This window comes from Nocardia sp. NBC_00565 (genome assembly GCF_036345915.1).
Classification (GTDB): domain Bacteria; phylum Actinomycetota; class Actinomycetes; order Mycobacteriales; family Mycobacteriaceae; genus Nocardia.
Genome location: NZ_CP107785.1, coordinates 5,213,461 through 5,239,189, shown reverse-complemented (window position 1 = coordinate 5,239,189; position 25,729 = coordinate 5,213,461). Strand labels below are relative to the sequence as shown.

Below are 25,729 nucleotides of genomic sequence, written 5' to 3'. Positions count from 1 at the left end.
TCCGGGAGGCACTACTAATCTCCGCGCCTAGTGATCGCCTGGTGGACATGTGGCGAAAGCAGATGACGCAGTGGGATTTCGCCGAAGACCCCGTGTGGTCGTCATCGGGCGCCCGCACCGACGCGCGCCGTGCCGACATCTACCGCCTCCTCGATCTCGAACGAGGAACCTGCAAATTGCTCGAGGCACTGGTCCCGGTCTCAAAAGCCGTTCCGCCGGTGGTGATCAGCGACAAGTTCGCCCCGTGGTACACCCCCGCATCACAACAGGGACGCCCCTGGTATTGGCCGTCGTACATGGGGCTGTTGACCAAGAAGGGCTGGTCCGCCGAGTCCATCTCAGCGCTCGACGTCGCTACCGATAGCGTCGTCGAACGTCTCACGGACCCCACCCGTGTCGATGCCTACCAATCGAAAGGCCTTGTCGTCGGCTACGTCCAGTCCGGCAAAACTGCCAACTTCACCGGTGTAATCGCCAAAGCAGTCGACGCTGGCTACCGACTCGTCATCGTCCTCGGTGGCACCCTCAATCTGCTTCGTGGCCAAACTCAACGCAGGCTCGATATGGAACTTGTCGGACGCGAGAATATCCTGCGCGGCGCAAGCGAATTCGAATCCGACTACGCCGACGATCCCGAGTGGATCCGTCGGAAGTTCGTGGAGTTCGGTGGTCTGCCTTCGGTATTGGGTGGCTTCGATATCGTGCGCATGACGACCAGGAACGACGACTACAAGAGCCTGCTCCAAGGCATCGTCGCTCTTGAGTTCGAGAAGCAGGAACCGGCCCTGCCGTTATACGACGCGCGCAACCTGTACCGTTCCTCTGCCCGGTTGATGGTGGTCAAGAAGAACAAGGCAGTACTCGCAAAGCTCGTCAAAGACCTCAACAAGATCAAGACTCCGCTGTCCGACATCCCTGTGTTGATCATCGACGACGAATCGGACGAGGCTTCGGTCAACACATCTCGATCGAAGCCGAATGTTGATCGTACCGCGATCAACCAGAAGATCTCCGAGCTCTTGAAGATGTTGCCCCGCGCGCAGTACGTCGGCTACACCGCGACTCCATACGCCAACGTCTTCATCGATCCGAGCGACTCCGCCGACATCTTCCCCAAGGACTTCATTGTCTCGCTCCCGCGTCCTTACGGATATATGGGTGCCAGCGATTTCCATGATCTCGACTCCGATGTCGCTGAGCCGGACCGCTCCATCCTGAATTCGAACGAGAAAGCCTTCATTCGCGACGTAGTCGTCGAGGACGACGATGATGCGACTTGCCTACAACAGGCGATGGACATGTTCGTGCTCACGGCAGCGATGAAGCTCTACCGTGAGGCTCAGGGCCTCGGCGATCGCTACTTCCAGCACCACACCATGCTGATCCACGAATCCAGCTGGATCGATGTTCACCGCGAACTACTCGGCCGAGTCACCAAGTTGTGGTTGGACTCAGGGTATTCCGGCCCAGCCGGACATCAGCGGCTTCGTGCGCTCTTCAACAGTGACCTTGCACTCGTTTCAGAGGTGCACGCCGTAGGTCAGGCCGTTCCGAATTCGTACGACGAGCTGATGCCATACGTCAGTCCGGCTGTGGTGCGCATCGGCGGCGACGATAAGCCGATCATCGTGGTCAACGGTGATAAGGACCTGGAAACCGGCGAAGCGGATTTCGACAAGCGGTCTATATGGAAGATCCTCATCGGCGGCCAGAAACTATCTCGTGGATTCACGATCGAAGGCCTGACGGTCTCGTACTTCCGTCGGCGGGCCACCAATGTGTCGGCTCTGATGCAGATGGGTCGCTGGTTCGGGTTCCGTAAGGGATACCGCGATTTGGTGCGGTTGTACATCGGGCGAGAGGAAGTCGGCCCACGCAAACAGGGAGTCGACCTGTATAAGGCATTCGAGGCCGTCTGCCTAGACGAGGAGAGCTTCCGCGGTGAGCTGGCGCAGTACGCCGTGCTGGTCGACGGAGAGCCACAGGTGACGCCCGCTCAGGTGCCACCGTTGGTTGCCCAACACCTGCCGGGCCTCAAGCCGACGAGTCCGAACAAGATGTACAACTCCCGATTGGTCGAGATTCAAAGCCCAGGACAGTGGGTGGAACCGACGGCGTACCCGACGGCGGCGCCGGACTTGCGCCACAACACGCGCCTGTGGATGCCGGTATTAGAAGCACTCTCCGCCGAAACCACCAGTCTTGCTTACAACTTCGAAGACCCGAAGAAGACGCATGCCTACCCGGCTTTCACCGGCAGGCTGGATGCAACCGAGTTCCTCAGTTTGGTCGATGCTTTGAAATGGCGAGCTCCAAGTCAGTTCGCCCCACACCTCCAGTACCTCCGCCAGATCACGAACGAGGGCAATCCTCTCGTTGACGATTGGGTCGTCCTGGCGCCCCAACATCTTCGGGGCGGGAATCGGATCGAGCTCGGCACCGCAGGCCGCACGTTCTCGTGGTTCGGACGTGAGCGACGTCGCAATCCGTTGTTCGGTGTGATCAGCGACCCCAAACATCGTGGAGTCGCGTACCGAATTGCCGGGGCGTTGGGTGATTCCAGCGAAACGAATACCGAGCGGTTGGTTGGGGATCGGCGCGGGGTCGTTGTGCTCTACCCAATCATCGAACCGAGTCAACCAGCAGAGACAGGTGCCGTTGGGCCGTTCGATGCAGCTCGCGTCGTGATGGCCTTCACCTTCGTCGCTCCGGCGGGTGCACTGCGTGGCGAAGAGCGTGTCGTCCGGTTCACCACGATCGATTCGTCGACTGATACCCCGATAATTGATGCCACAGGTGCGTAGGACCGTCGCCAGAGCTTCAATATGTTCAGACCAAGGCGAGGCACGTGTGCGGCTCCCGAAGATGGCTCTCCTTCGAACTCAGAGTATGGACACCGAATCGGTGAGGTGCGGCGCGTGATCCGCGCCCGCCGGCTATGATCTTGCAGTATGGCGTCAGATGCGGGGGAGGCTGCACCTGCCCAGATGATCGACCTGTTCGCGGGTCCCGGTGGTATGGACGTCGCCGCGCACTGGCTGGGGATCTCGGTCCACGGCGTCGAATGGGACGACAACGCTTATGCGACAAGGGAAGCTGCGGGATTACTTACATCGCACAAGGATGTCCGCGACCTAGGGCCGGAGTTGTTTTCGAAGGCGAAAGTGCTCGCTGGGGGTCCGCCGTGTCAGACATTCTCGGTTGCTGGATCCGGTGTCGGCCGTGAAGCACTCGACGAGGTGCTCAACTTCGTCGATCGTATGGGGGCAGGCGATAAGACGGTCAAGGTCGAACTGAAGAAGCTGCGAGACGAGCGCACCGGCCTGGTCCTGGAACCGTTGCGGTGGGCACTCGACGCTTTCGATATCCATGACTGTGCGTACGAAGTCATTGTCCTGGAGCAAGTTCCGGCGGTACTCCCGGTATGGGAACGAATGGCATCGGTACTCGAGACGAGGGGATACAAGGTTGATACCGGTATTCTCCGAACCGAGCAATTCGGTGTGCCGCAGACTCGTCGTCGCGCGATCCTGGTGGCCCACTTGCATCGCCAGCCGCAGCTTCCGGAACCAACACATAGGGTCTTCCGCCGAGGTGATGTGAAACCTGCCGGGGATGCTCATCTGCCTAACTGGTTGACCATGGGGCCAGTGCTGGAGCCGGACAAAGAATTTGTTGTCGTTTCCAATTACGGCTCAGGTGGTGATCCGAAAGCGCGCGGTGAACGTCGTTTCGACGAGCCCGCCTATACGGTGACTGGAAAAGTTTCACGGAACAAGATGGTCACTCTCGATGGACGATACCTCAGAAATCTGGACACTCGCGACTCTGGACGCTTGCAGACATTTCCGCACGACTATCCCTGGTCCGGCAAGGATGTTGCTCAACAGGTCGGGAACGCCATGCCGCCACGGTTAGCGGTTCATGTTCTGAGCTGGGCAATTTTCGATCAGGCGCCGAACGAGGACGCTTTGAATGCTGTCGTCGCGGATGATTGGGAGAATTCCAAAGGTGGGGTACGGCAGGAGTTGCTTGGCGTCGGGGATGCTATAGAAGATAAGTGTTCTGGAGCTTTGTTCGCTATCGACTCGTGAACCGTTTCCATGGGCTACCGATCGAACTCGGTCGAAATTGCTGAATCGGCGACGCGGCGTGGAGGTAGGAGCGGAGATGGGATTCCAGACCAACTCAGTGCCAGGCGTTCCCGTGCTCGGGAGCCTGCGACATAGAGAACACACCGGAGCCGATGCTCTGCCTGCTGTCGTTCGAACCCTTTCAGTTTGCGCACGTAGTAGGGCGGGAATGTTTCCGCGCTGAGCTGAGGTAGGGCGACTGCCCGAAACTCCAGTCCCTTGGCTCGGTGCATTGTCATCACCCTGACCGTATCGCCGAGGTTTTCCTCGTCGGTTCGTTCATTGATCTCGACGTTCGGAATGCCTTCCGCGGTCAGCGCCTGACGGATGTCATTGACCTGCCGGTGCTCGAACGCGCACACGGCGATGTCGGCGAGTGCGTAACCCTCCTCATGTCTGCTACCGATCCACTTCGTGATTCCCTGGAGTTCAGCGGCTTCGGAGGCGAAGCCGCGTATGTCGAGCTCCGGGCCGCTGAAGACCGACCGCGCGCCTGCCAAGGTCTCGGTGGCGAGGTCGAGGTCATCGACCTGCTTGTCGATGACCTCCAAGCACCAGCCGAGAATCTCCTTGGACGTCCGGTAGTTGATGGTCAGTCTGCGCGATCGACCTTTTGTCTCGATATCGAAGCGCGACAAAGGGATGGCTTTTCCGTAGATCCGTTGATGTGCGTCTCCGACGATGAACAGGTCATCGGTGTCGGTCGGGATCAATGTGCGCAACAGTTTCCAGTGTGCCGGATGTAGATCCTGTGCTTCGTCGATTACCGCGTGCCGATATGCGAACTGCGCGCGCAACGTATCGTCGGTGTCCACCATGGCGGTGGCACGCGCCGCGAGTTGGGTGAATGTCATGAGGGCGCTTGAACCCATGAGTCGCTCGAACTGCTCGATGACTTGCCAGACATCGACCCGCTGAGAGCGGCTCAGTCGCTCACTGCGTCCGCTGCGCGCGACCCGGAGATAGCCTGCTTCAGTAGTGATCGCATGGCCCAACACGACCTGTGACCATTCCTCGGCGAGGAATGCCGGATCCCATGTTCGAGTGGCGGCCAAGGCCGCCCTGGACCAGATGTCGCGGATCCGGGGATCGTTGTCGGAGACAAATGTAGCGGTCCCAGCGGCAATGCGACCGATATCGGTCGCGACGACGACGCGTCGAGCCAGCGCGTCGATGTTCACGACATCGATGTTTCTGAGCACGTTCGGACCGGCCAACTGCTTCAACTGGCTCTCGATCGAAAGCGCGAGATTCTTCGTGAATGTGGTGAAAAGTACCTTCTGCGTGGATGAATGGAGCCGATTTCCGAGGAAGCGTGCTCGGTGTACCGCTGTGACCGTCTTTCCGGTGCCAGCGCCGCCGGTCACTCGGAAAGGCCCCTTCCATCCGGTGTGCGTGGCCAGCTTTCGCTGGAGTGGATGCAGCCACACCCGCCACTTGGCGAAATCACCTTCCAACATCCTGCGCAGTTCGTCACCGGTGTCGACATCGACCGTGCTGAAACTCAGCCGTGACAACGGTCGTTGCAGGGCGATGGCAAAGTCGTCGACGTCGATGTGGCCCGGATCCTCCACAACGAGGTCGCGCCATACCTCGTCCGGGCTTCTGCCGCAGGCGAGATCGAGCACCGCGTTGCCTTGCGACGCGGGCAGGGCGGTGATGATCTGTTCGAGCGCATCCTCGTCGGTGAGAAGTTTCAGCTGCGCTGCGACGGTTGGGTCTACGCCGAATCGTTCGATGTCCGACTGGCTCACGGTTGCCGAGATCAGCGTAGTCGTGGCTCTGTTGACTGCCGGCTTCCGGCGTGCCTGATCAACTGCTTCGTCGAGCGCGGTGGCGTCGAACAACTCGGCTGCTCCGGTCTTGGCGTTGACCTGCAGCGTGAGTTTCTGCGCATACTCGTACGCCTCGTCGTGCTTCTTAATGGCGACCAGGTACAACGCCGGGGGATCAGCGCTCTCACCCGCTGCTAGGAGGACGGCGCGATACTGGTCGTTCACTCGAGCCGTTCGAACGTACTTGGTGGCTGCAGCTTTGGGTTGTTTGAGGTCCAACCCCGCTGACTCGGGCTCCTGCTGCATTTTGAGGATGAAGGGCATCACCCTGTTGCGGACACTGCCGTCCAAAGCAGCGAAGGATTTGTGAAACAGATCGTGGATCAGGACCTGAGTCTTCATGGTTGTCCCTACCAGCCGAGGTAACCGCTGAAGATACCTTCGGATTCTTGATCATCCTCATGTGTGCCGAAAAGCAACGCGCGGTCGAGATAGGTGTTGTTGAGCTCGCACGATGTTTCCGGCACGAGCACACACGCATGGCAGGCAGCCAGATTCAAGGCATCGACGCCCGACCCCTTCGCTTCGATGCACACCGGATCGGCCGAGCACCACGACAGGCGAGTCAAACCTTCGCGCAGTGCACTTGCAAATCGGTCGGGCTCCGCCTGCGAGGCTACGCCGCCGAGGCTGCCCGCGGAGTCGGAACTTGCTGTGTAGACGAGTATTCCAGCGACGTCAGTATCGACAAACAACCGTTCACGCAGTGACGCCGCAGGATAGCCCGCATCGAGCGAGAGTTGGTCGATGATCACGTGTGCGAGTGTGTGCAACGCGACCTGGACTATGTCCACACCAGGTGCCTCTGGCCTCCCATACTCGCGCGCTCGCGCATCGGCGGCCCGCTGCAGAGTCAGACGCCGGTCTGTGGCGAATGGTTTCTCTGCCCATTCATCGAGATCGTCGCGGTCGAACGCGATGAAGATGCCTTCGCCGATGACTTCGATCGCGGGCAGCCAATGGCTCTGGGTATGGGAGAGTTCGCACAGGGTCTCGGTATCGGGTGCGATGGCGCCTTCCAGTCGTGAGAACCCATACAGTGCACGGACTTCGCGCAACCGAGTTACTTTCCTGACCTCGGTGACAACGGACGGTAGATCGTTATCCAACGTCATCGGAACACACACAAAGTCAGATCCGGTCTCGCCGCTGTCGGCGCGTCCTTCCATCAACGCCTTGAACTCTTGTCGGCGGAGCATCTCCTCGTCGATGTCCGCGCCATTCATTTCGCCTCGGCGTCGCTCGATCTCGCCGACGATGTCCTCCACGGTGAACTGTCCTCGGGAAGCGGCGGCGAAGTTGTCGAGCAGTTTGTCGGTCACCGCATCGGGATCGTGCAGCGCGGTCCAATGCTTGTCCACAAACTTCGACAGTGCCTCGGAATACGGTGGGATCGAGATTGCCGAGCGGACAGCGGGAAACCAGACGTTCGATGCACCACGCTGTACGACCTTGGGTACTTCGGCGCAGTCCTGCGTATGGTCGGGTCCGAGCCACGGGCGTGCGCCTTTGCAGGGGCCGAACTCCGCAAGGGCTTTCGGTGCTGTTGCCCCATCCAACGACCTGGGCGGTACCCCGCAATTGCACTCGAGTACGAGGTCGGCCAGTGACGAGGTTCGACCGAGCGCCTTCAGCTTCATCTCGTGCTTGGTTTCGGCGCCTGCCTGTCCCTTGTGCAGCCAGCGGTAGTAGGGGAACTCACCGATATGTCCGCGTAGGCACGCGACGATCAGACGAAAAGGCGTGAGATCCGGCTTGTCCCGGCATTGAGCGCATTTCGCGACGTTCCAATCGCGGGCTAGATCCTGCATCGAGCCGATGCGTCGACAGGACGGACACACCTGCGTTGCCGGGAACCGAATCACCGGGATATCGCGGGGGGTGCCTGCAGGTGGCGACTTCAATTCGTGCACATGCAGGGAACGGGCAAGCCGTGGCTCGCTGACCGTAGTGGCTCGTTCGGCTTTCCACTCGTCCAGTCCAACGATCATGAAACTCGTTGTCTCGTAAGGGAACAGTCCGCCGATCCCGTAGGTACTCAGCAGCTGACTTCGCCGTGCCTTCGCGCCGATCTTCACGAGTTTCTCCTCATCGCGTATGGGAACAATCCGCTTTCGGCGTCGACGTCGCGCATGCTCTGCAGAGTCGGCCACGGGGCGTGCTTCTGCGAGTAGTCGATGGACTCGTCGGTCAGCGCCTTGGCGGGCTCGACCAGTAGGGCTGCCTCGGTATTCGAGTTGCGGTACCGCATATTCGGCTTCGCGCTACCCTCGTCAGCCCACACTTCCAGCAAGCCATGGATCTGTTCGCGAGTTGCCTCACCTTCGTCCGAGGCAACCTGTGCTGCCCGCCGAACCACGATCGCTGCAACTTCTTGCAGCTCATCCCAGTACCTTCCGGCGAGCGAGGCTGCGTTGTCCGCGGTGAGTGCGGGGACGAGCAACCGTGCCAGTGATACCAGAACACCGTGTAGGCCTCGGTCGCGGGCGCGCGCTGCGAACGGTGTTGCGCTAGTGGCTTCGACCGCACGATAGAGCGCCTGATGATAGGGGATGAAGTTCTCGTAGTGCGAACGATCTCGAGATCGTGCGCTGTTGAAAATAGCGACGACCAGGCCGGGGTGCCGTCGGCCGATCCGACTGGTGGCCTGGATATATTCAGCACTCGATTGTGGCTGCCCCATCACGGCCATCAGTCCGAGCCGGTCGATATCGACGCCGACCGAGATCATGTTGGTTGCCAGGACGACATCATCGGGTTCCCCGTCCTTGAGGCTCTTCTCGATCTGCTTGAGCCGCTCCGGAATTTCGGACGAGGCAACCCGGCTTGTCAGCTCGTTGAGCGGTCCCAAGGGGCGCGCCGATGTCTGTTTGCGATTGGCCACCAAGCCGAGTCGTTCGCGCACATCGCCCTCGACCTGCAGATTCGCACTGCCCAGGACACGCAGGCTGTTGAAATACCCCAACAGCGTCCAGTATGGGTCGCGTGTCTGATCGTCGCCGACGGTATCTGCTGCGGCTTGCAACAATGCCGTGTACACGCGCACCAGCAACGTCGCGTGGCTGGCGCCTGGCGCCATAATCCCCACGTATTCTCGCGTTCCGAGTGCATCCCGGGGGGCCGGCTCCGCGAAGAAGGACCTATCGGGATCGATGCCGGGCGGCGGGAACTGCTGTGCTGATCTGGCGAAGACTGATTCGATCTGCTTTTCCGCTCGCCGGATGGTTGCGGTAGAGGCAATCACCTTTGGGAGCCCGTAAGTGCTTACGTCGCCGAGGGATCGCACGGAACACGCCGCGTCGATAGCTGTTTCGTACAGGCCGACCATGGAACCCAGTGGACCGGAGATGAGATGGAGCTCATCCTGGATGATCAGATCCGGGGGTGAACCGTCGTCGTCGCGTGCAAACAGCTTGCCGACATCGGGATTCCAGGCCATCATTGCGAATTTGTCGACAGTGCCGAGAATCAGTTCCGGGCGGGCGTTGTAGATATCCTCATCGACCACATGAACCGGAAGACCTTCGGCAAAGTCACAACCCTGGTTTCTGCAGGCGATTCGGAGATGGCGCTCCGGCCGAAGTACCACCGCATAGTTGGCGGGTTCGAGAGGTGCACCACACCAAGGACATTGGGTCAGCTGGCGTGGATTCTTCTCGGCGATCTCTCGACGCTGCTGAAGCTCATTGATGGATCGGCGGGCCTCGTCGAGCGTGTTGGGCGTGCCGCCCGCACCGACCCATAGACCGATCGAGAACGGCCGTGTACCCAGCGCTGATTCGTCCGCTCGGCGAACTGTCTCCAACGAGCACATAAGCATAGAAGCGCGCTCGAACTGTTGAATCGTGAGCAGCCGCAGGGTATATCGCATGATAACGGCGACACCGATCGCCGTAGGATCTTTCAGTCTGCGGTGAATGATAGAGAATGCGATGAGCCCCAAATATGCCTCGGTCTTGCCACCACCGGTGGGAAACCAGAGTAGATCCGCGATTTCGCGATCCGGATGATGTCGATCGCTCAAGGCAGGGAGATTGAGCAGTATGTAGGCGATTTGGAAGGGATACCAGCGCTGGCTCTCACCGGCGTCGATCTCTCCGGTCGCACCGCCACGGATCCACTCCTGACGGGCGCGCTGTCGTTGCATCGCTCGATTGGCAAGACGGAATGCCCGCATGGAGTCCGGGTCGCGTTCGAGCAGTGCGATGCCTGCCTCGATGCGGGTTGCGGCAGTACGGGCATCGTCGATATGCCGAAATGCTGTGTCCATGAGGTCGTCGGCGATATCGGCATCCCCGCCTGTGACTCGGGTGTCGAGCCCGGCGATCCAGGATCGATACTCGCTCGTCAACGCGCGGAGGTTGGCGATTACCTCCGCATCGCTTGCGGCGGAGAGGGTGTGCATGCGGAGGTCTGTCGTGCTGTCGAGCGCACCGGGCCTGGCACGCGAAACTTCGTAGGTGGGTAGGAAGGTCGTCGCGACGGTGGCAACCATGCCGTCGACGCTGGTCGAGCGGTTCCACGTGGCGGCACAGCCGTGGCCGACTGCGAAAGTGTGCATATGGCGGTATAGCAATGCCGCGCTGTCGAGATCACGGTCGTAGCCCGAACGTCGATGCTGAGTTCGGTCGGTTATCGCGGGTACCGCGGTGTCGATCGTGAGCCCGACCTGGAACCAAGCCTTCGCATCTCGTAGTTCACCTTTGGGAGTTTCCTGCACATTTCGGAGACTGACCGAGACGGTGACGATGCCATCCCGCTCTGGCCGAACATAGCGATGCAGCTGCAGTCCCGGCGAAATTTCCTCCGCGTAGGTCCCGGGATGACCTAGCTGTTGGTCGAGCGTCGGCAGAGTGAGTGGAACCCGCTTCCACTTGCTGTCGCGGGCAGGCTTTCTGCTGCCCGTCGAGCCACCCGGCTCGTCCAGGCCGACGTAGTGTGCGGCCTCGGCGGTGATAGTGATCGATCGAGCAGCCGAAACGCGCACGGAGAAGGTAAGTCCCATCGACGACGGGTATCGCATTCGTGCTTGGGCGACGGGGGTGTCCTCGATCGTGTCGGTTTCCTTCGACTCGACCCCATCGGGTTCCGGAGTGTCCTGCCGTGCCTCGTCGGCGGGCCATAGGACACCGACGACATATCGATCCAGCGGCGCCTCGTCGAGGACTTCTTCTTCGTCGGGTTCGGGCCCTACGACATCGCGGGCGAGTTCTTCGATCATCTCGCGGCGGAATCGGTACTTCTCGCTCAGCGCTGGATCCATGTTCTCGCTCACGCCATGTCCTCTCTCTCGGTCCAATCCGGTCGTACCATCCCGACGAGGCGTGGCACGAGCCACAGACCTGATCCGCCCAGATGAGCGTGCTCGGTCGATCGCGGTTCGCCCGCAACGGTTTCGACGGCGATCACCGATAGTCCGGTCAATCGCGTAGGCCAGCGTGACGCGCAGTGGAACGCCTTGGTGAATGCATCGTCGAAGATTGCACTCGAGCGGCCGATCTCGACTCCTTGATCAGTTACGAAGAAATAGGACGGATGTTCACGCGTGGATCTGGACCGGTCGAGTCGCGCTTCCACACGGGCGCCGTCGAATCCCTCGCTCAGCTTGGTTTGTACTTCGCGAGCAGTCAGTTCGTCGCCATAGGGCTCGTCGACGCAGAGATCCGTGTGGCAGAACTCCATTGACTGGGTACGCCGTGACTTTCCACGGCCGGGAACCTTCTCGAGGAGTCGTTCGCGGTCCCAGGAGTCGTTACAGAACCACGCGCGTGGTGCAGGGATATCGCAGGCGAGAACCTTGTCCCTGGCACGGCTGAGCCCGACGTAGCGGGCCCGAATCGTAGGCCAGGAGTTGCTATCGGCTTTCAGGTATACGGGATCTACCAGGAACACTCGGTCGTATTCCAAGCCCTTGGACTTGTGGACCGTCGATACGATGATCTCGGCCGTGTCATGCTCGATCAACGTGAGTGGGACAGCACCCGAACGTATCAGTGAACGAAGTCGAATCATATTCAGGGAGCGGTTGTTTCGCGAGATACCCTCTGCTTCCTTGAGGAGATACCAGGCATCATCAGGGGCAACACCGTCCGGAAGGGAGGCGAAAGCGGCCTCGACATCCGCGCGTGCCACATCGATGCGGTCGAAGCCCCCTAACGCACGCGCGATCCAGCTTGCCGCACCGAATTCCTGAGCGGCCCGTCGCACTACATGGCGCACGCCGGCTTCGTGTAGCAGCTGCGACGTGCGTAGCACCTCCCCGTTGGATACGCAGAGGACTGCGGCGCGACCGCGGTGGTTTGCGAGCACATCGATCCAGCTGTCTTTGCCGCCCAGATGCGGCAATCCGGCATCGAACTCACGAATCATGGCGCCTGCTCGACCGGCGTCTTCTTCGATCCGGAGGCGATCACCGAGTTCGATTACTCGCTTCGGGTCGTATCCACGGGCGCGGTAGTTCCTGTCGAGCGAAACCTCTTGCGCCCCAAGCTCGGCTCGAAGAACAGCGAAGACATCGGCGGAGTCGGACTTGCTCTTGCTTTTGGTGAGCTGAAAGTCGTAGATGCCCTGTAACGGATCGCCGAGTGCGGTGATGCCGACATCATCCCCGAGCGACCGGAGTACGGCCAGAACGAACTCCGCACGATCGCCGACCAGATCTTGGATCTCATCGATGACCACATGCCGTAGCGACTTGAGTTCGTAAGGCGGCTCGTCGGCTTCGGCCAGGTACTTCGTCGCCTGCCGGATCCGGGCATCGAAGTCACCGGACGGATCAATTCCTCCGTCGATCAGAAGGCGGTTGGCGAAGGAATCGAACGTGCGCACGTTGGCCCGAGCGACTTCGCGAAGGTCCAGACGGCGAAGGACGGCGTCGACTGCTGCCCGGGAAAAGCTGAGGACCAGAACCTCTAGTGACGCCGAGAGGTCTTCCTCCCGGACCAGGTGACCGACTCGCGCGGCGACCACCTCGGTTTTGCCCTGCCCGGCCCCTGCGACGACCAGCAGCCGAGCATCGATCGGTGACTTGGCGATCGCTTGCTGGACTTCGTCCAGCCGGAGGGCATCCATGTCAGCGTTCATCGCCGGACCACAGTCGGTCGAAGTGATGGAACGCCAGCTCCGTGCCGAAGGCCTCGATGTTGTCTCGCACGTTCACGATCAAGACCTCCTCGGAGCCGCCGTTGCGGGGGCCACGCAATCCGCGGCCGATCATCTGCTGATATCGGTTCGGACTGAACGTCGGACGTGTCACGTACACAGCGCCGACTTTGGGGGCATCGAAACCCTGGGATAGGACGTTGTAATTCGTCAGTACACGAACATCTTTCGCCTTGAAGCGCTCGATCAGTCGGCGGCGTTCGCTAGCAGGTGTGTGTCCCGCGATCGAGGACGCAGGTATGCCGCTGTGGCTCAGTACCGCTGCCAACAGTTCGGCATGCTGGACGGATGCTGTGAAAACCAGGGCTGTCATATCAGTAGGCAGAGTTTCGAGGGAATCGAGGATCCGGCGGTTCCGCTGATCGTTCGTAGCGACAGCATTGAGATCGATCCGATAGTCATCGAGATGCATTGCATCCGATTCCGTCTTCGTTCGTGACTTTCCCGGCGTCAGGGTCATTCCGTCGAGTTCTAGATGACGGACCCGTGCCAGGATTCCGCGTCGTTGGAGTTCCTGGTGGGGGTGTTCGCCGAGGACGCCGTCGGTGAGGAGATTGGAGTCGTAGCGATTTATCAGCCCACGAGTCTGCTCTTCGTTGTGCCCGCGATACGGGCTTGCCGAAAGTCCGATCAGGACTCGATCACGTTCTCGCGCACTACGCTTCAGCCATCGGAACAGCTCGGTGTAGGTCTTGGAGATGGAGGTGTGTGCTTCGTCGACGAGAACTACGTCGGCATCGGTCAACCATTCGTGGAGCTGTTTCTCGCTGAGTGAAAGCAGCTTCCGGTCGGTTGCGACCACGAGGTGAGTGCCGTCCTGGGTGGGAGTGGTGTCGTTCGAACCCCATAGACGGCTGATTGTGAGTTTGGCCGCGGGTGGTGCGATGGCGGACCAGGTGTAAGACCAGGTTTCGACCGCTTGTTCGCACAGCTCGTCGGATTGTGCGATCCAAATGATCAGTGGCTCGGTGTCGGAGTCGCGAACGTGGCGGATCAACGCCTCTACGGCAACTCTTGTCTTCCCGGAACCTGTTGGCAGCGCGACGATTCCACGATTCTTCCCGCCGGGGCGTAGCACCTGTAGGAGGTTGGCGACCACGTCTTCCTGAAAGTCGTGCAGCTTCGGAAGTTCTACCGGGCCGATGACCTCGAATCGCGGGGGCGGCGCCGGGACGGTGCTGCCTGCGAACTCGGGTGCCAGGCCGAGTTCTTGGATTGCGCGACGAGCCTGGTAGCCGCCTCTGAGTCGCGGGAGGGTGATGCCCTTCTCCTCGATTGCGGGTGCCAGTCGTTCCAACAGACCCGCGCCCTTGGAAGCACGCGCCAGTGCCGCGATGTCCTCGTCCTTCACTTTTCGCCGGTACCGAGATTCGATCAGCTCGACTGCGCCCGCCGGTACCTCATTACGCAACGCCTTGACACCGGCAAGCATGACGAGCTTGCGGTCTGGGTCGGCCTCCTTCTGAACGCGGTCGCGAAGCTGGTTCTTCTCTCTGCGTTCGCCGATATCGAGAATTCGTCGCTGGTCGGCCGACGAAAGTCCCAGTCTGAGTGCGGTATTCAAGTCGGCGAGCAGGTCCGCATCGGTGGCGTTGTCCAGGAAGTAGATCGTCTTCTCGCCGTCGCGCACGAGCCGATGATCCGACAGTGTCGAGGTAGGTCCATCGCGCAAGGTCACCTCGACGGAAAGGTCGGAACAGGGAATGAGGTCGAAGTCGGGGTCATTTGCGACGATCGCCCGGATACCGGGAAACCGATCGACCATCGGCGTCGCTTCACCCGAAATGGTTGGCAGGACAGATCGGTGTACCAATCCATGGGAGTCCTCGAGACCCCATCGGTTGATGAGCGCGTTCATCTGATCCCGATCCGCGGCTTCGATGACGGGATGGCCTGCGGCGCTCAGGAGTTTGGAGTCGTTGTCACGGAGCGAGACACAGGCTTGTGCTGGTGCGACCAGTGTCTTCTTGGCGCCGACTTCGACGGCGAGCTCGTCGGGCGCCTGCGCTCCCACACTCGCGGCCAAACCGTACAGGTTGTTCAGTTGTGCTTGCTGCAGGAAGTTCCATGGGCGTTGCAGGATTCGCTGCCAATCGCCATCGGTGAGCTGGGACCGAAGTCCCAGCGCCTTTGCCTGATCCTCGGTCACCTTCGCGACGGGCAGCAACTCGTCGGGCAGGCCAGGGATATGTGCGAAGCAATCTCGTACCGGACGAGCGCCGAACGCGGTACGCAGAACACCATGTTGGGCAACCCACCACACCGCAGGATTGGTGAACGGCATTCCGGGCCCGCCTGTGGAATCCACGATCCACGGTGCCGGTCGGCCGCGGAGTACCAACTCGGTGAGTTCGAGCCTGCCGTCGGTGGACAGAGTGCGAACGATATCCAAACCCCGATACGTGTCACCAACGGCAATGCGGATCTTTGTGGGTTGAATTGCCACCCCCTTGGCTTTGGTCCAGGCGCGGTAGGCGTCGCGAGCAGCGTCCTCCCATTCGCGGAACCATTCGTCATGGTCGCTGGGCCGCGCGAGCTGCGGCTCGCTGGCGGCGCCTAGCAGGCGAAGCAGAGGAAGGTCCTTGGCGTGGAATTCGGTGTCTATCGTCATGGCGGCATCACGGGTGCCATCAGCCGGAACGATGACGCCGGGAAGAAGCAATTCGCGTAGCGGTGAATGCCGTCGAGCCATCGATCGGACCGGAGTTTCGCGATCGGCGAAGGCACGAGACAGCGTCTGGGCAGCGACCTGTTCGGGGAGTCCCCGGGTGAGGTTCCACAGCTGTTCGACCATCGGGCCGGTGATGGTGGCGCCCTGCATTCGTGCGATATGAGCCTTGAGCCGACCGACCTGGTCCATTCGGTCGATTCCGAGCGTCTTCAGTGCATCGACAACTGCGAGATCCTCGGTGATGTCGGGATGGACGAATTGCGCAGTCGACTCACTGTCGAAGTCTGAGATGAAGATTCGTCCAGGGTGCGGAGCCTGGTAGGAACCGTCGGCTGCTAGGACGAGCGCGGTGCGGCGCATTTCTAGTGCGTAGTCGCCAGCATTGACATCGATGAGGGCTGCCAACTTGATTGCCTCTTGCGATCCGGGGACACCTGCCGCGACGGCGAGCGCTCGAAGCCATTCACCGAGAGTTCGCGGACGTGCATTGGCGAGCGCGGCCACCCGATCCACTTTCGACCGGCGCTCCGTGGTTCGATCCGCAGAAATGTGCAGCCAATTGCTGGGCCTACCCTGCACCGCTGCCCATCGCGGCTTCCAGGTATTGAATTCCGAGACGATTTCTGGTGGCAGATTGACACCGAGCGGTCGAAGCAAGTTGCCGTCCATGTCCGGCAGGCACTTCACGGCAGCCACCGCATGCATGACCGGGTCGTTGATATCGCGATCAGCCCACGACCGGGACTCTCGTCCGCGTGCGGGCAGGATATCGAGAATCGAGCCCGGGTCAGCGGTATCGACAAGTTTGTGGAGGTTGGCGCTGACGAGCCCGGGGAGCACCGATATCAGAATCTCTCTGTTGTAGTCGCCCTCCAGGATGTCGTGCCGATCCTCGTTGGTCTTGAATGGTGCGTTGACGATGCCGGAGAGTGTCGTTTGTGAGTTGGTCGGGAAGAAGGACCAGAACGATCCCGTTCTGCCTCGATCGTGATCGGGAACGGCCCAGCTCACGTCAATGGTTTCGCGTCCGGTAATCGCGCCGGCTTCCGCGCGCGCCTGCATGGAGGGTTGGTGTTTGGTGTGAAACACGCGCCATCCGATTCGGTTCTCGCCGGAGTCCAGAACGACCTGATCGTCGTGCCGCTCGGCCCGCCAGGTACGTCGATCGTCGGACGTGAAGTCGTGGAGGTCGAGCTGTACGACCTGAGGGGCGAACAGCAGGAACTCGGGAGGAAATTCGAGGAGTTTTGCGCCAAGCCAGTCGATTCCGCTCTTCAGTGGGAGCCGGATCACTGTGGACGCCCATTCTGTCAGCGTCGACAGCATCGGATCCGCTGATATCGAATCGGATGGATCGAATGCCGCGCCGATTCGCAGAACGGGTGTATGCGGCGCGTTGGGAGAGATTGTTCTGACGACTTGTTCGCTCGCATCTCGGTCGAAGCGAACCGACCCTGTTCGACTGATGATCTCGGGGCGATCGGTAATTCCCAGGACGGACTTGAACCCGAGGCCGAAGCGGCCGATCTCCTCGTCTCGCTTTCTCGACAGGTGCGAGGCCATCAGCGTTTCGATACCGATCAGCGTCATCGGCCGTCCTTCGTTCGCGCAGTACAGGTACTGCGGTGTCAGGACTAGCGCAATACGACCATGGTCTCCGGTCAGAGCATCGGCCGCGTTCTGGACGAGCTCATACAGCTGCTTCTTTCCATAACCGCCGGTTACGTTCGACAGCTCTATCCCGCCGTCCTGCTCGACGAGGTTCGGTTTTGCCCGATATGCGGCTAGGCACTGCTCTGTTTGTAGCCGCACGTGAGCCGCGAGCTCGCTATCGACGCCTGCCCACCCTGCTGCCATCGCTTCCGCCCCAATATCCGAAGAGTTGCTGTCCCCGCCTATGACTGGCGTCACTGGCGGGTTGTCGGCAATCGGATCACCATTGTTACACCAAGTCGTGGTCGCCGCGCCGATGCGGCGATACTGACAGACATGACTGACAAGTGATGTCGGCCAACATGTCTGGCGTCTGCTGCGGTTGCCGTCCGAGGCTCCTGGAGGTGCAGACGGCAGCTCGATCTCATCACGTGCCGGACATGGTTCGACATCCACCGGGCAACGGCTGGCCGCATCTGCGACCTGCTGTTCTTGCTCGGTCGAGGAAATGGGTCGGCGGCGCAATAAGTTCTACGATTGTGCACGTGCTGACCTCGGCGTCAGAAGTGGCGAGCTCCCGCCCGGAGACCAGGCGTGGTTGCCACCTGGCATCCCATCCGGCGGGACCGAACGTTCGTAGACGGTCCTAGCTGTTGGCGTGTTTGTGCCGGCAGGCGGCCAGGGCGAGGGTGGCTGCTCCTAGTAGTAGCAGGAGGATGCCGGAAGTCATTAGGCGGGTGGAGATTTGGGAGAGGCGGGTGGAGCGGGAGCGGGCGGTGAAGTAGGCGTCGGTGGGGAGGTTGTCGCCGATGAAGCAGGACTTGGCGGATTGGGTGGCTTTGGTAGCGAGGGAGTCGGTGGCTATGGATGCGGTCAGGGCGGTGACTGCGGCGGTGATGCAGAGGATCGAGATGGTGGTGAGGGCGGCGAATAGCATGAGGTCCCCCGAGGATGTCGGCTTCTAGAGGTCAGCGGGTGGTCGCGCTGACTACAAGAAGTGTTGCAGCAGGGTGTGACATCTTTTGCGGTACAACGGGTTCGTGAGCGAGCGTCGGTTTGTGCGGTTCGAGGCTGCGAGCCCGAACCGGCATGGGCGGTATCCGGGGGTGTTCGGGCTGGTCAATGGGTTGGCGCGGGCGGGGGTGCTGACGGGGGAGCAGGAGCGGTTTCGGCGAGTCAACAATGATTGGTACAACGCGAATCTTGTTGATCCGAGTGAGGTGGACCCTGGGATCTACGACCGTGCGGTTCATCCGGGGGCCGCGTCGTGGTTCAAGGCGGCGGCTGTGGGGATGATCGGGCGGGTGGAGGGGTATCTCGCGATTCTTGACGCGCATGGCGTGGGGTGGGTGCGGTTGGATTCCGGTTCGCCGGGGGAGATCGTGTACGAGGATTCGAATCAGGTGGTCGCGGTGCGGCGTGCCGGGTCGAGGCGGCGGCCGTCCACCGCTCGGCTTGTGTAATGCGTTTGGCCAGTTTCCATTTCGCGCACTCGCCGAGTGGTGTGTCCGGCCATTTGCGGCACGCGCGGCGGCAGTGGCTTCTGACCTAGGGCTCGGTCGCAACCGATACTTCGGTGACGACGAGGACGTCGTGGTCCCATTCGGCGCCGATGGCGCGACACCGCTTGTTCATTCGTGATACCTCCGTCCGCCGATCTCATCGATCTCGTTCAGGACCTGTCGCAGGAAGGGCCTGGGTGGCCGACCGGGCCCCTCCGGGGCATCGAGCAGGGTCTCCACGACCGGCGCGATCGCGGGTCCGCTGTCCACGGCCACTCGGACGAGACCGAGTTCGGCACACCGAGAAAGTGCCGGAGCCAGGCAGGCAATCGCCTGATCGGTTCGTCCGGCGGCGCAAAGGCATCCGCCGTACAGCAATTGAGCCTGCAATAGAGCGCGGGGGCGAGGTTGTGTATGGATTTCGGCAACGATCCGTTCGGCGTCGGCGACTGCGTGCGCGGCCGCGTCCGGTGACTGTTGGGAGAGTAGGAGGCGAATGGCGGAGTCGTAGGTGAGCTCGGCTGTGACCGCGAGTGTGTGGTTTGGTTGCCGGCGGTACGCGGGTAGGTGCTCGAGCGTGTGTCGGTCCTCATCGGTGATCGGCAGACCCAGTTGTACCCGCTCGTTCAAAATGCGGGCGCTCAGCCGTGGCAGGGCGAGTTTCTCTGCGACCGTTTGTCCCTCGTCCAACCGTTGTCGCGCGGCATCGAGGTCGCCGCGCACTGCTGCCAGCCTGGCACCGGTTCCGTAGGCGGCAACCAGGAATTCCATGGCGCCGGCCTCGACGCCGGGACCGGGTGCCAGCAGCTCGGCGGCTTCGATGCATTGCCCTTTCTGGTAGAGCAATTCGCCGAGTAGGCCGCTGGCCAGCCGGGTCGCGTGGGACCGGCTGCTGGTATTGCGGGCGAGGGTGAGCGCGGAGCGGAAGATCGCCTCGGCTTCGGCGATGTCGAGCTGTTCGGCGGCGGCTTTCCCGGCAATGCAGGCGCCGTATACCACGCCGGCCGGGCCGTTGGCGCGGGTCCGGTAGGGTGCGGCCCATGCGTGCCAGCGGCGGGCACCGGCGAAGTCGAAACGATAAAATGCGGCCGCGGCCGCGGTGGTGGCCGCGACGTTGGCGAAGAACGGTCGAACGGGCTGCTGCAGCCGCGCCGCGGCGGCATCCGGGAAATCCTTGAACCGATCCGTCACGAGGTGTTCTGCGGCTCGCGCCACATCAGCCTGGATGCGCAGGTCTGCGTTCACGGGATCGTCCGGGGCGGCGGTTGCCAGTGCCGCGTCCACGCGATCCAGCGCGGTTCGGGTGGCGGTGGGGCGCTGGAGTGAGATGTTGGCCCAGGCGACCGACAGTTGCAGCCGTGGATCGGCAACCGTGATCGCGGCGGGCAGTTTCGCCACCAGCCCTAGGAAGGTGGCCATGCGGGAATCTTCGATCAGCGTGTCGGCGCATTCTTGCACCAGTTGTTTCGCCTGCTGGGCGGCGCCGGCCGCGAGTGCGTGATCCACGGCTTCGGTGAGCATTTCGTGCCTGGCGAACCAGGTCGACGCGGTCAGGTGGAGCTGTTCGAGCAGGCCAGGATGCTGCTGGATCAGTTTGCGGCGCAAGAAGTCCGCGAAGAGCCCGTGATAGCGGAACCACCGCAGTTCGTCATCGACGCTGCGCAGGAACAGGTCTCGGCGCCGCACCTCCTCGAGCCGTTCCTGCCCTGACTGCACTCCGGTCAGCGTCTGAGCGAGATCTCCGCAGATCGTGTCGGTGACCGCAGTCCGAGTTACGAAGTCGAGCATCGTGGGTTCGAGCGCGCCGACAACGTTTTCCATCAAGTATTCGCCGATGGCATAGTGCTGTCCCGAGATCTGGTCCAGGTACTCCTCGGGATTCTCCTTGCCACGCAGCGACAGTGAGGCGAGCTGGAGCGCCGCCACCCAGCCCTCCGTCGACTCCCGCAGTCGGTCGAGGTCCGCGTCGGAAAGGTGCAGTCTCTTGACACCGACCAGGAAGTCCGCCGTTTCCCCGGAATCGAAGCGCAGTGCGCTCTCGTCGATTTCCACCAGTTCGTCCTGAACGCTCATGCGCCCCAACGGCAGACCGGTGCGAGTGCGGCTGGTGACGATCAATCGCAGGTGATGGCACCCGTTGTCGAGCAGGAACTCCATCGCGGCGAGGGTCGCCGGACTGGTCACTTGGTGCCAGTCGTCGATCACGACGGCAACAGGCTGCCCGCTGTCATGGATCTCGTTGATCAGGGCCGCCATCACCTGCGGCGCCGCAGGGCTGGAACCCTCCTCGAGAATCTGCGTCAGTTCGATCGCCAGTGCGGGACGAGCCTGCCGAATCGCCTCCACCAAGTGGCTCAGGAACCACACGACATTGTTGTCGTCCTCCGCGATCGCCAACCAGGCGACGCGGACGCCATCCGCGTCGAGGGCGTGCGCCCACTGCGCGGCCAGGGTGCTCTTGCCGAAACCGGCCGGGCCGTGAATGAGGACCAGCCGGCTGGATTGTCCCTCCTGCAGGGTCTCCAGCAATCGCGGGCGATCGACCAGTCGGCGCAGCGTCGTCGGCGGACGGTATCGGGTCGTCGGCGTCGGTTGCGGGTGCAACGCGGTCGCAGCAGTTGTCGTTGTCGGCGGGATCGGTTGTCCGCCGACGGCGGACATGGTTTCGACGGATCCGTCTTGCGCCGGGGCGGCCATCGTGTCCAGCGGCAGCCCGCAGGAGAACTGCACGGTGCGCAACCGCTCGCCGAAATCCTGGGCAGTGGCCGGCCGGTCGGCGGGGTCGGTGGCCATCGCGGCTTCGAGGACGGTGCACACCATCGCCGGTACACCGGCGGATCGCAGGTCGGGGACGGGTTCTGCCGTCATGCGCACGAACTGCGCCACCATCGACTCACCCGCCCTGCGCTCGAACGCGGCGTGGCCTGTGAGAATCGTGAACAGCGTCGCGCCCAGCCCGTAGATATCCGAGGAGACCGTTGGAGGTTCGCCGCGTACCACCTCCGGAGCCGTGTAGGCCGGGGTCCCCGCGATGAGGCCGGTCGCTGTCTCGAATGCGCCGCCGACGCGGGCGATACCGAAGTCCGCCAGCTGCGGTTCACCGTAGTCGGTGATCAGGACATTGGCGGGATTGACGTCGCGATGGATGACGCCGCAGGCGTGCGCGGTCGCCAGCGCGCCGGCCAGCTTCACTCCCACGGACAGCACCTCCTGCCAGGGCAATGGTCCGTCGGCGCGAATCCGTGCTTCGAGTGAACCTCGGCGGTGGAGGGGCATTACGATGAACGGCCGTCCGGTTACGGTGGTATCGGTCGTCAGCACCTGCACGATGTTCGGGTGGGTCGAGAACTTCGCCAGCGCACGTTGTTCGCGCAGGAAGCGGGTCCGGTCCTGATCGTCGACCGCGGAGTCGAGAACCTTGACCGCCACGGCACGATCGAGTGCGGACTCGGCGCACTGGTACACGATGCCGAATGCGCCGCGGCCGATCTCCTGGGCGTCGGCGAACCCGGCCGCAACCAGTTCCGCCGCGATGCCGAACGTCAGGTCGCGTCGCGTCCCCTGGGCATTACCCTCGGACACCGACCGCTCGCCCGATCACTGGCGCGGACTTCCCGGAAAATTCGCGTGTCTGCTCCGCCCCGCCACCCCGACCGCACCATGAGCGACTCATGTACTCACCTCTCGAGGCGAAACCAGCTGGCTCCGACAACTCGATCATAAGCCGCAGCGACGGCCCCAACGCGAATAGGTCCATTCCGACAACCCGCTCACGATGCACTGATCAGCAAGGACACCTTCGAGCGGACACAACTACAGCTCGCTGCGCGAGGCCCCCAGTCGACAGGTAGGACTACCACCCGCCGTCAGCACCCCTACCCATACAAAGGGTTGCTGCTCCACGAAACCTGCGGACGGCGCATGTGCGATTCCCCTCATATCGTGGAGGCCTGACCATAGAGGAAAGGCCAGATGGCGGAGAAGGGACGTAAGTTCGATCCGGAGTTCCGTGAGGGAGCGGTGCGGATCGTGCGCGAGACCGGGCGCTCGATCGCGCAGGCGGCCCGTGAACTGGGCATCAACGACGGGACCCTCGCGAACTGGGGGCCCGTGACCGCGTCGACCGCGTCGGCGGCGAGAAGTTGAGCGAGTCCGAATGCGAGGAGTTGCTGTGGCTGCGGCGCGAGAACGCCGAGCTGTCGATCGGCAGCGGCGGCGCGAGCAGCTCACCGACGCTGGAGGGTAACGAAGCGTCGGGCCGCAGGTGCGCGGCCCGACGCAACGAAGGGATCAGCGCCGGACTTCGGCCACTGAAACCGGGCGGCGCTCGGTGCGTGACAACTCACAGGCCTCGGCGATGTAGAACGCTTCGAGGGCATCCATTGCGGTGCATGGGTTTTCGAGATCGCCCGAAAGGACCGATAGGAACGCCGCCAACTCGTCGGTGTACGCCCGCCGGAACCGTTCCATGAATCCCGGGTACGGGGGGAGAGGTGAAGGGACATAGTCGGGTTCGACGGAACTCAAGGGAGCGCGGTCGTCCAACCCGACGATCGCATTGCCGCGCGAGCCGAGAACTTCCAGCCGGACGTCGTAGCCCGCACCGTTGTAGCGCCCGAGCGAAACCGTTACCAACGTATCGTCATCCAGACGCAGCAACACCGCGGCGGTATCCACATCGCTCGCGTCGGCGAAGAACTGCTCACCGCGATTGGCCCCGGTGGCGTAGACCTCGACCACCTCGCGCCCGGTGACCCAGCGGATGATGTCGAAGTCGTGGACGCCGCAGTCGCGGAAGATGCCGCCGGAGTGGGGGATGTAGTCCGCGGGTGGGGGTGTGGGGTCGAGGGTGGTGGCGCGGAGGGTGTGTAGCCAGCCGAGGGTGCCGGAGGCGATGGCATCGCGGGCGGCTCGGTAGCCGGCGTCGAAGCGGCGTTGGAAGCCGATTTGCACTGGGACACTGGAGTTTTGAACGTGCCGGATGACGGCGAGGGTGCCTTCGATGTCGGTGGCTACCGGCTTTTCGCAGAAGACCGGGATGCCTTGGTCTACGGCGCGGGTGATGAGTTCGGGGTGGGAGTCGGTGGCGGTGGCGATGATGATGCCGTCGAGGTCGGCGGCGAAGAGGGTGTCGAGGTCGGGGACGGCTTGGACGCCGAGTTTTGCGGCTGCGGCGCGGGCTCGTTCGGGGTCGGCGTCGGCGGCGATGACCGTGTCGACGCCGGGGAGGTTCTTGAGGGTTTCGGCGTGTGAGGTCCCGATCCGTCCGGTGCCTGCCAGGCCCAAGGTGACGGTTTTATCGGATGTCATCGACTCTCCTCCTGGTGAGGTATGGGATGTGCACTTGTGGTTGGAGGCCGGCGTTCGCTGGGCTCTCATGTAGATCGGGTGGAACGTGGTGTTCGGATCCGCTTCTGTCGGGCAGTGCAGATGGTTCCGGTGCGCCTACTGGCCCGATCGAGCGTCCTGGCGGGTATTTCGCGTGGTCTGCCCGGCCGGGCGCATCCAGCCGAACCAGACCAATTCAATTGGTGGGCGCGGCCGTCGTGGAGCGGACGACCAGCGAAGGTTGTAGTCGGCGACGAACCGGCTCGGTGCGTTCTTCGCGAAGGCGTTCGGACAATGCCTCGATCGCCAAGCGGCCCATCTGAATTCGTGGCTGATCGATGGTGGTCAGCGCGAAATGACGAAGCGCCGCCAGTGACGTGTTGTCGTAACCGACGACGGAAACATCCTGTGGCACACGCAATCCCGCCTCCTCCAGAGCCGACATCGCGCCCACCGCGTTGAAGTCGTTGCCGCACACCAACGCGGTCGGAAAATTGTTCCGGGAGAACAGATTCAGCAACTTTTGCACGGCGGCGATACCCGCCGAGTCGGTGTGTTCACTCGCGATGATCATCGGCTCGAGCTCGTGCCGCTTCATCGCGTCGCGATAGCCGCGGCGCCGCGATGCCGAGGTAAAAGCGCCACCGCCGTCGAGATGCACGATGCGTCGGTGACCCAATGACACCAGATGGTCGACGGCGAGTCCCGCGCCGATTTCACCATCGTCGTTCACCGTGTCGACGTCGGCGATGGTCGAACTCCGCGAGACGAGAACCAGCGGGCACTTCGCCGCGGCATCGCGAATCGCCGCCGCAGGCAACACCGGCGACAGCATGATGACCCCACCCGGCCGGAAAGACAGCAGACTCTCCAATGCGGTGCGTTCCCGGGCAGCGCTGCGCCGGCCGGTGTTCAGGATCAGCTCGAGGCCGGCATCCTGCGCCGCCGCGTCCATACCCTCCACAACGTCGGCGAAGAAGGCATTGTGCAGGTCGGAGACCATGACTCCGACGATGTTCGAGGTGCGGCTCGCCAACGAGCGCGCCATGATGTGCGGTTGGTAGCCGAGGTCTTTCGCGGCCGCCAGCACCGCGCGGCGGCGATGTTCGCTGACCTTGGGGGAGTTGCGCATGACGAGCGAGACCAGGGCGCGGGAGACTCCGGCGCGCGCGGCGACATCTTCCATGGTTGGTCGTGTCATATCGCCTCCGTTCGCGCTTCGGTGCCCTGTCGGACGTTACAAGGTTGCCGCGCCCTTATCAATAGAGCGCTCTAACTAGACAATTTTCACATTGCGAGGCCTGGGGTTTTGCTGAGAACCTGGCTATCTTCCCAGGTAGAGCAAGTAGGACTGGCACCTGTGCAGTACTTGACACACTATGACCCACGTTACATAGTTGGAGCGCTCCAACAGTTCAGAGCGCAACACGTCGATCGACACCGAAG

The 25,729-nt window shown here is 62.1% G+C and carries 14 protein-coding genes; 4 read left to right on the top strand and 10 right to left on the bottom strand.

All coding sequences use genetic code 11. The features are described from left to right. Window positions 1-338 precede the first annotated feature (338 nt). The gene (locus tag OG874_RS24550) at window positions 339-746 is read right to left on the bottom strand and encodes a hypothetical protein (RefSeq protein WP_330249489.1); all 408 of its coding nucleotides are present in this window, start codon (window positions 744-746) and stop codon (window positions 339-341) included. On the opposite strand from OG874_RS24550, the gene OG874_RS24545 reads away from it, so the two are divergent. Beyond that, complete coding sequence (locus tag OG874_RS24545; RefSeq protein WP_330257398.1) at window positions 708-2,804, top strand: Z1 domain-containing protein; 2,097 nt, start codon at window positions 708-710, stop codon at window positions 2,802-2,804. The genes OG874_RS24550 and OG874_RS24545 overlap by 39 nt on opposite strands. 147 nt (window positions 2,805-2,951) lie before the next feature. Beyond that, a complete protein-coding gene (locus tag OG874_RS24540) occupies window positions 2,952-4,094 on the top strand; it encodes a DNA cytosine methyltransferase (RefSeq protein ID WP_330249488.1) in 1,143 nt (380 codons plus the stop codon). Between the two features lie 14 nt (window positions 4,095-4,108). Here OG874_RS24540 and OG874_RS24535 read toward each other — a convergent pair whose 3' ends face one another. From OG874_RS24535 to OG874_RS24510, 6 genes are all read right to left on the bottom strand, one after another. After that, on the bottom strand, window positions 4,109-6,310 hold the full coding sequence (locus OG874_RS24535) for a UvrD-helicase domain-containing protein (RefSeq protein WP_330249487.1): 2,202 nt from the start codon (window positions 6,308-6,310) through the stop codon (window positions 4,109-4,111). 8 nt (window positions 6,311-6,318) lie between these two features. Then, window positions 6,319-8,046, bottom strand: coding sequence for a DUF1998 domain-containing protein (locus OG874_RS24530; RefSeq protein WP_330249486.1), 1,728 nt, complete (start codon window positions 8,044-8,046; stop codon window positions 6,319-6,321). Further along, window positions 8,043-10,463 carry a helicase-related protein gene (locus OG874_RS24525; RefSeq protein WP_330249485.1) on the bottom strand — a complete coding sequence of 807 codons (2,421 nt, stop codon included), beginning with the start codon at window positions 10,461-10,463 and terminating at the stop codon, window positions 8,043-8,045. Before OG874_RS24525 ends, OG874_RS24530 begins: the two co-directional genes overlap by 4 nt. A gap of 776 nt (window positions 10,464-11,239) precedes the next feature. Continuing rightward, entirely contained in the window at window positions 11,240-13,051 is a 1,812-nt protein-coding gene (locus tag OG874_RS24520; protein ID WP_330249484.1) for a UvrD-helicase domain-containing protein, read from the bottom strand. Further along, window positions 13,041-17,657, bottom strand: coding sequence for a sacsin N-terminal ATP-binding-like domain-containing protein (locus OG874_RS24515; protein WP_442943090.1), 4,617 nt, complete (start codon window positions 17,655-17,657; stop codon window positions 13,041-13,043). The genes OG874_RS24520 and OG874_RS24515 overlap by 11 nt, the downstream gene beginning before the upstream one ends. Before the next feature lie 442 nt (window positions 17,658-18,099). Then, complete coding sequence (locus OG874_RS24510) at window positions 18,100-18,390, bottom strand: hypothetical protein (protein WP_330249482.1); 291 nt, start codon at window positions 18,388-18,390, stop codon at window positions 18,100-18,102. A gap of 103 nt (window positions 18,391-18,493) precedes the next feature. Between OG874_RS24510 and OG874_RS24505 the strand changes: the two genes are divergently transcribed. Continuing rightward, complete coding sequence (locus OG874_RS24505; RefSeq protein WP_330249481.1) at window positions 18,494-18,916, top strand: hypothetical protein; 423 nt, start codon at window positions 18,494-18,496, stop codon at window positions 18,914-18,916. 168 nt (window positions 18,917-19,084) lie between these two features. On the opposite strand, the gene OG874_RS24500 is transcribed toward OG874_RS24505, so the two are convergent. After that, window positions 19,085-22,537 carry a protein kinase domain-containing protein gene (locus tag OG874_RS24500; RefSeq protein WP_330249480.1) on the bottom strand — a complete coding sequence of 1,151 codons (3,453 nt, stop codon included), beginning with the start codon at window positions 22,535-22,537 and terminating at the stop codon, window positions 19,085-19,087. A gap of 390 nt (window positions 22,538-22,927) precedes the next feature. On the opposite strand from OG874_RS24500, the gene OG874_RS24495 reads away from it, so the two are divergent. After that, the gene (locus OG874_RS24495; protein ID WP_330249479.1) at window positions 22,928-23,101 is read left to right on the top strand and encodes a transposase; all 174 of its coding nucleotides are present in this window, start codon (window positions 22,928-22,930) and stop codon (window positions 23,099-23,101) included. A 144-nt stretch (window positions 23,102-23,245) separates the two neighbouring features. On the opposite strand, the gene OG874_RS24490 is transcribed toward OG874_RS24495, so the two are convergent. Then, window positions 23,246-24,265 (bottom strand): Gfo/Idh/MocA family protein, encoded by a 1,020-nt coding sequence (locus tag OG874_RS24490; protein WP_330249478.1) that lies wholly within the window; start codon window positions 24,263-24,265, stop codon window positions 23,246-23,248. 214 nt (window positions 24,266-24,479) lie between these two features. After that, window positions 24,480-25,484: a LacI family DNA-binding transcriptional regulator gene (locus OG874_RS24485; RefSeq protein WP_330249477.1), complete on the bottom strand. Its 1,005-nt coding sequence runs from the start codon at window positions 25,482-25,484 to the stop codon at window positions 24,480-24,482. Window positions 25,485-25,729: the final 245 nt, after the last annotated feature.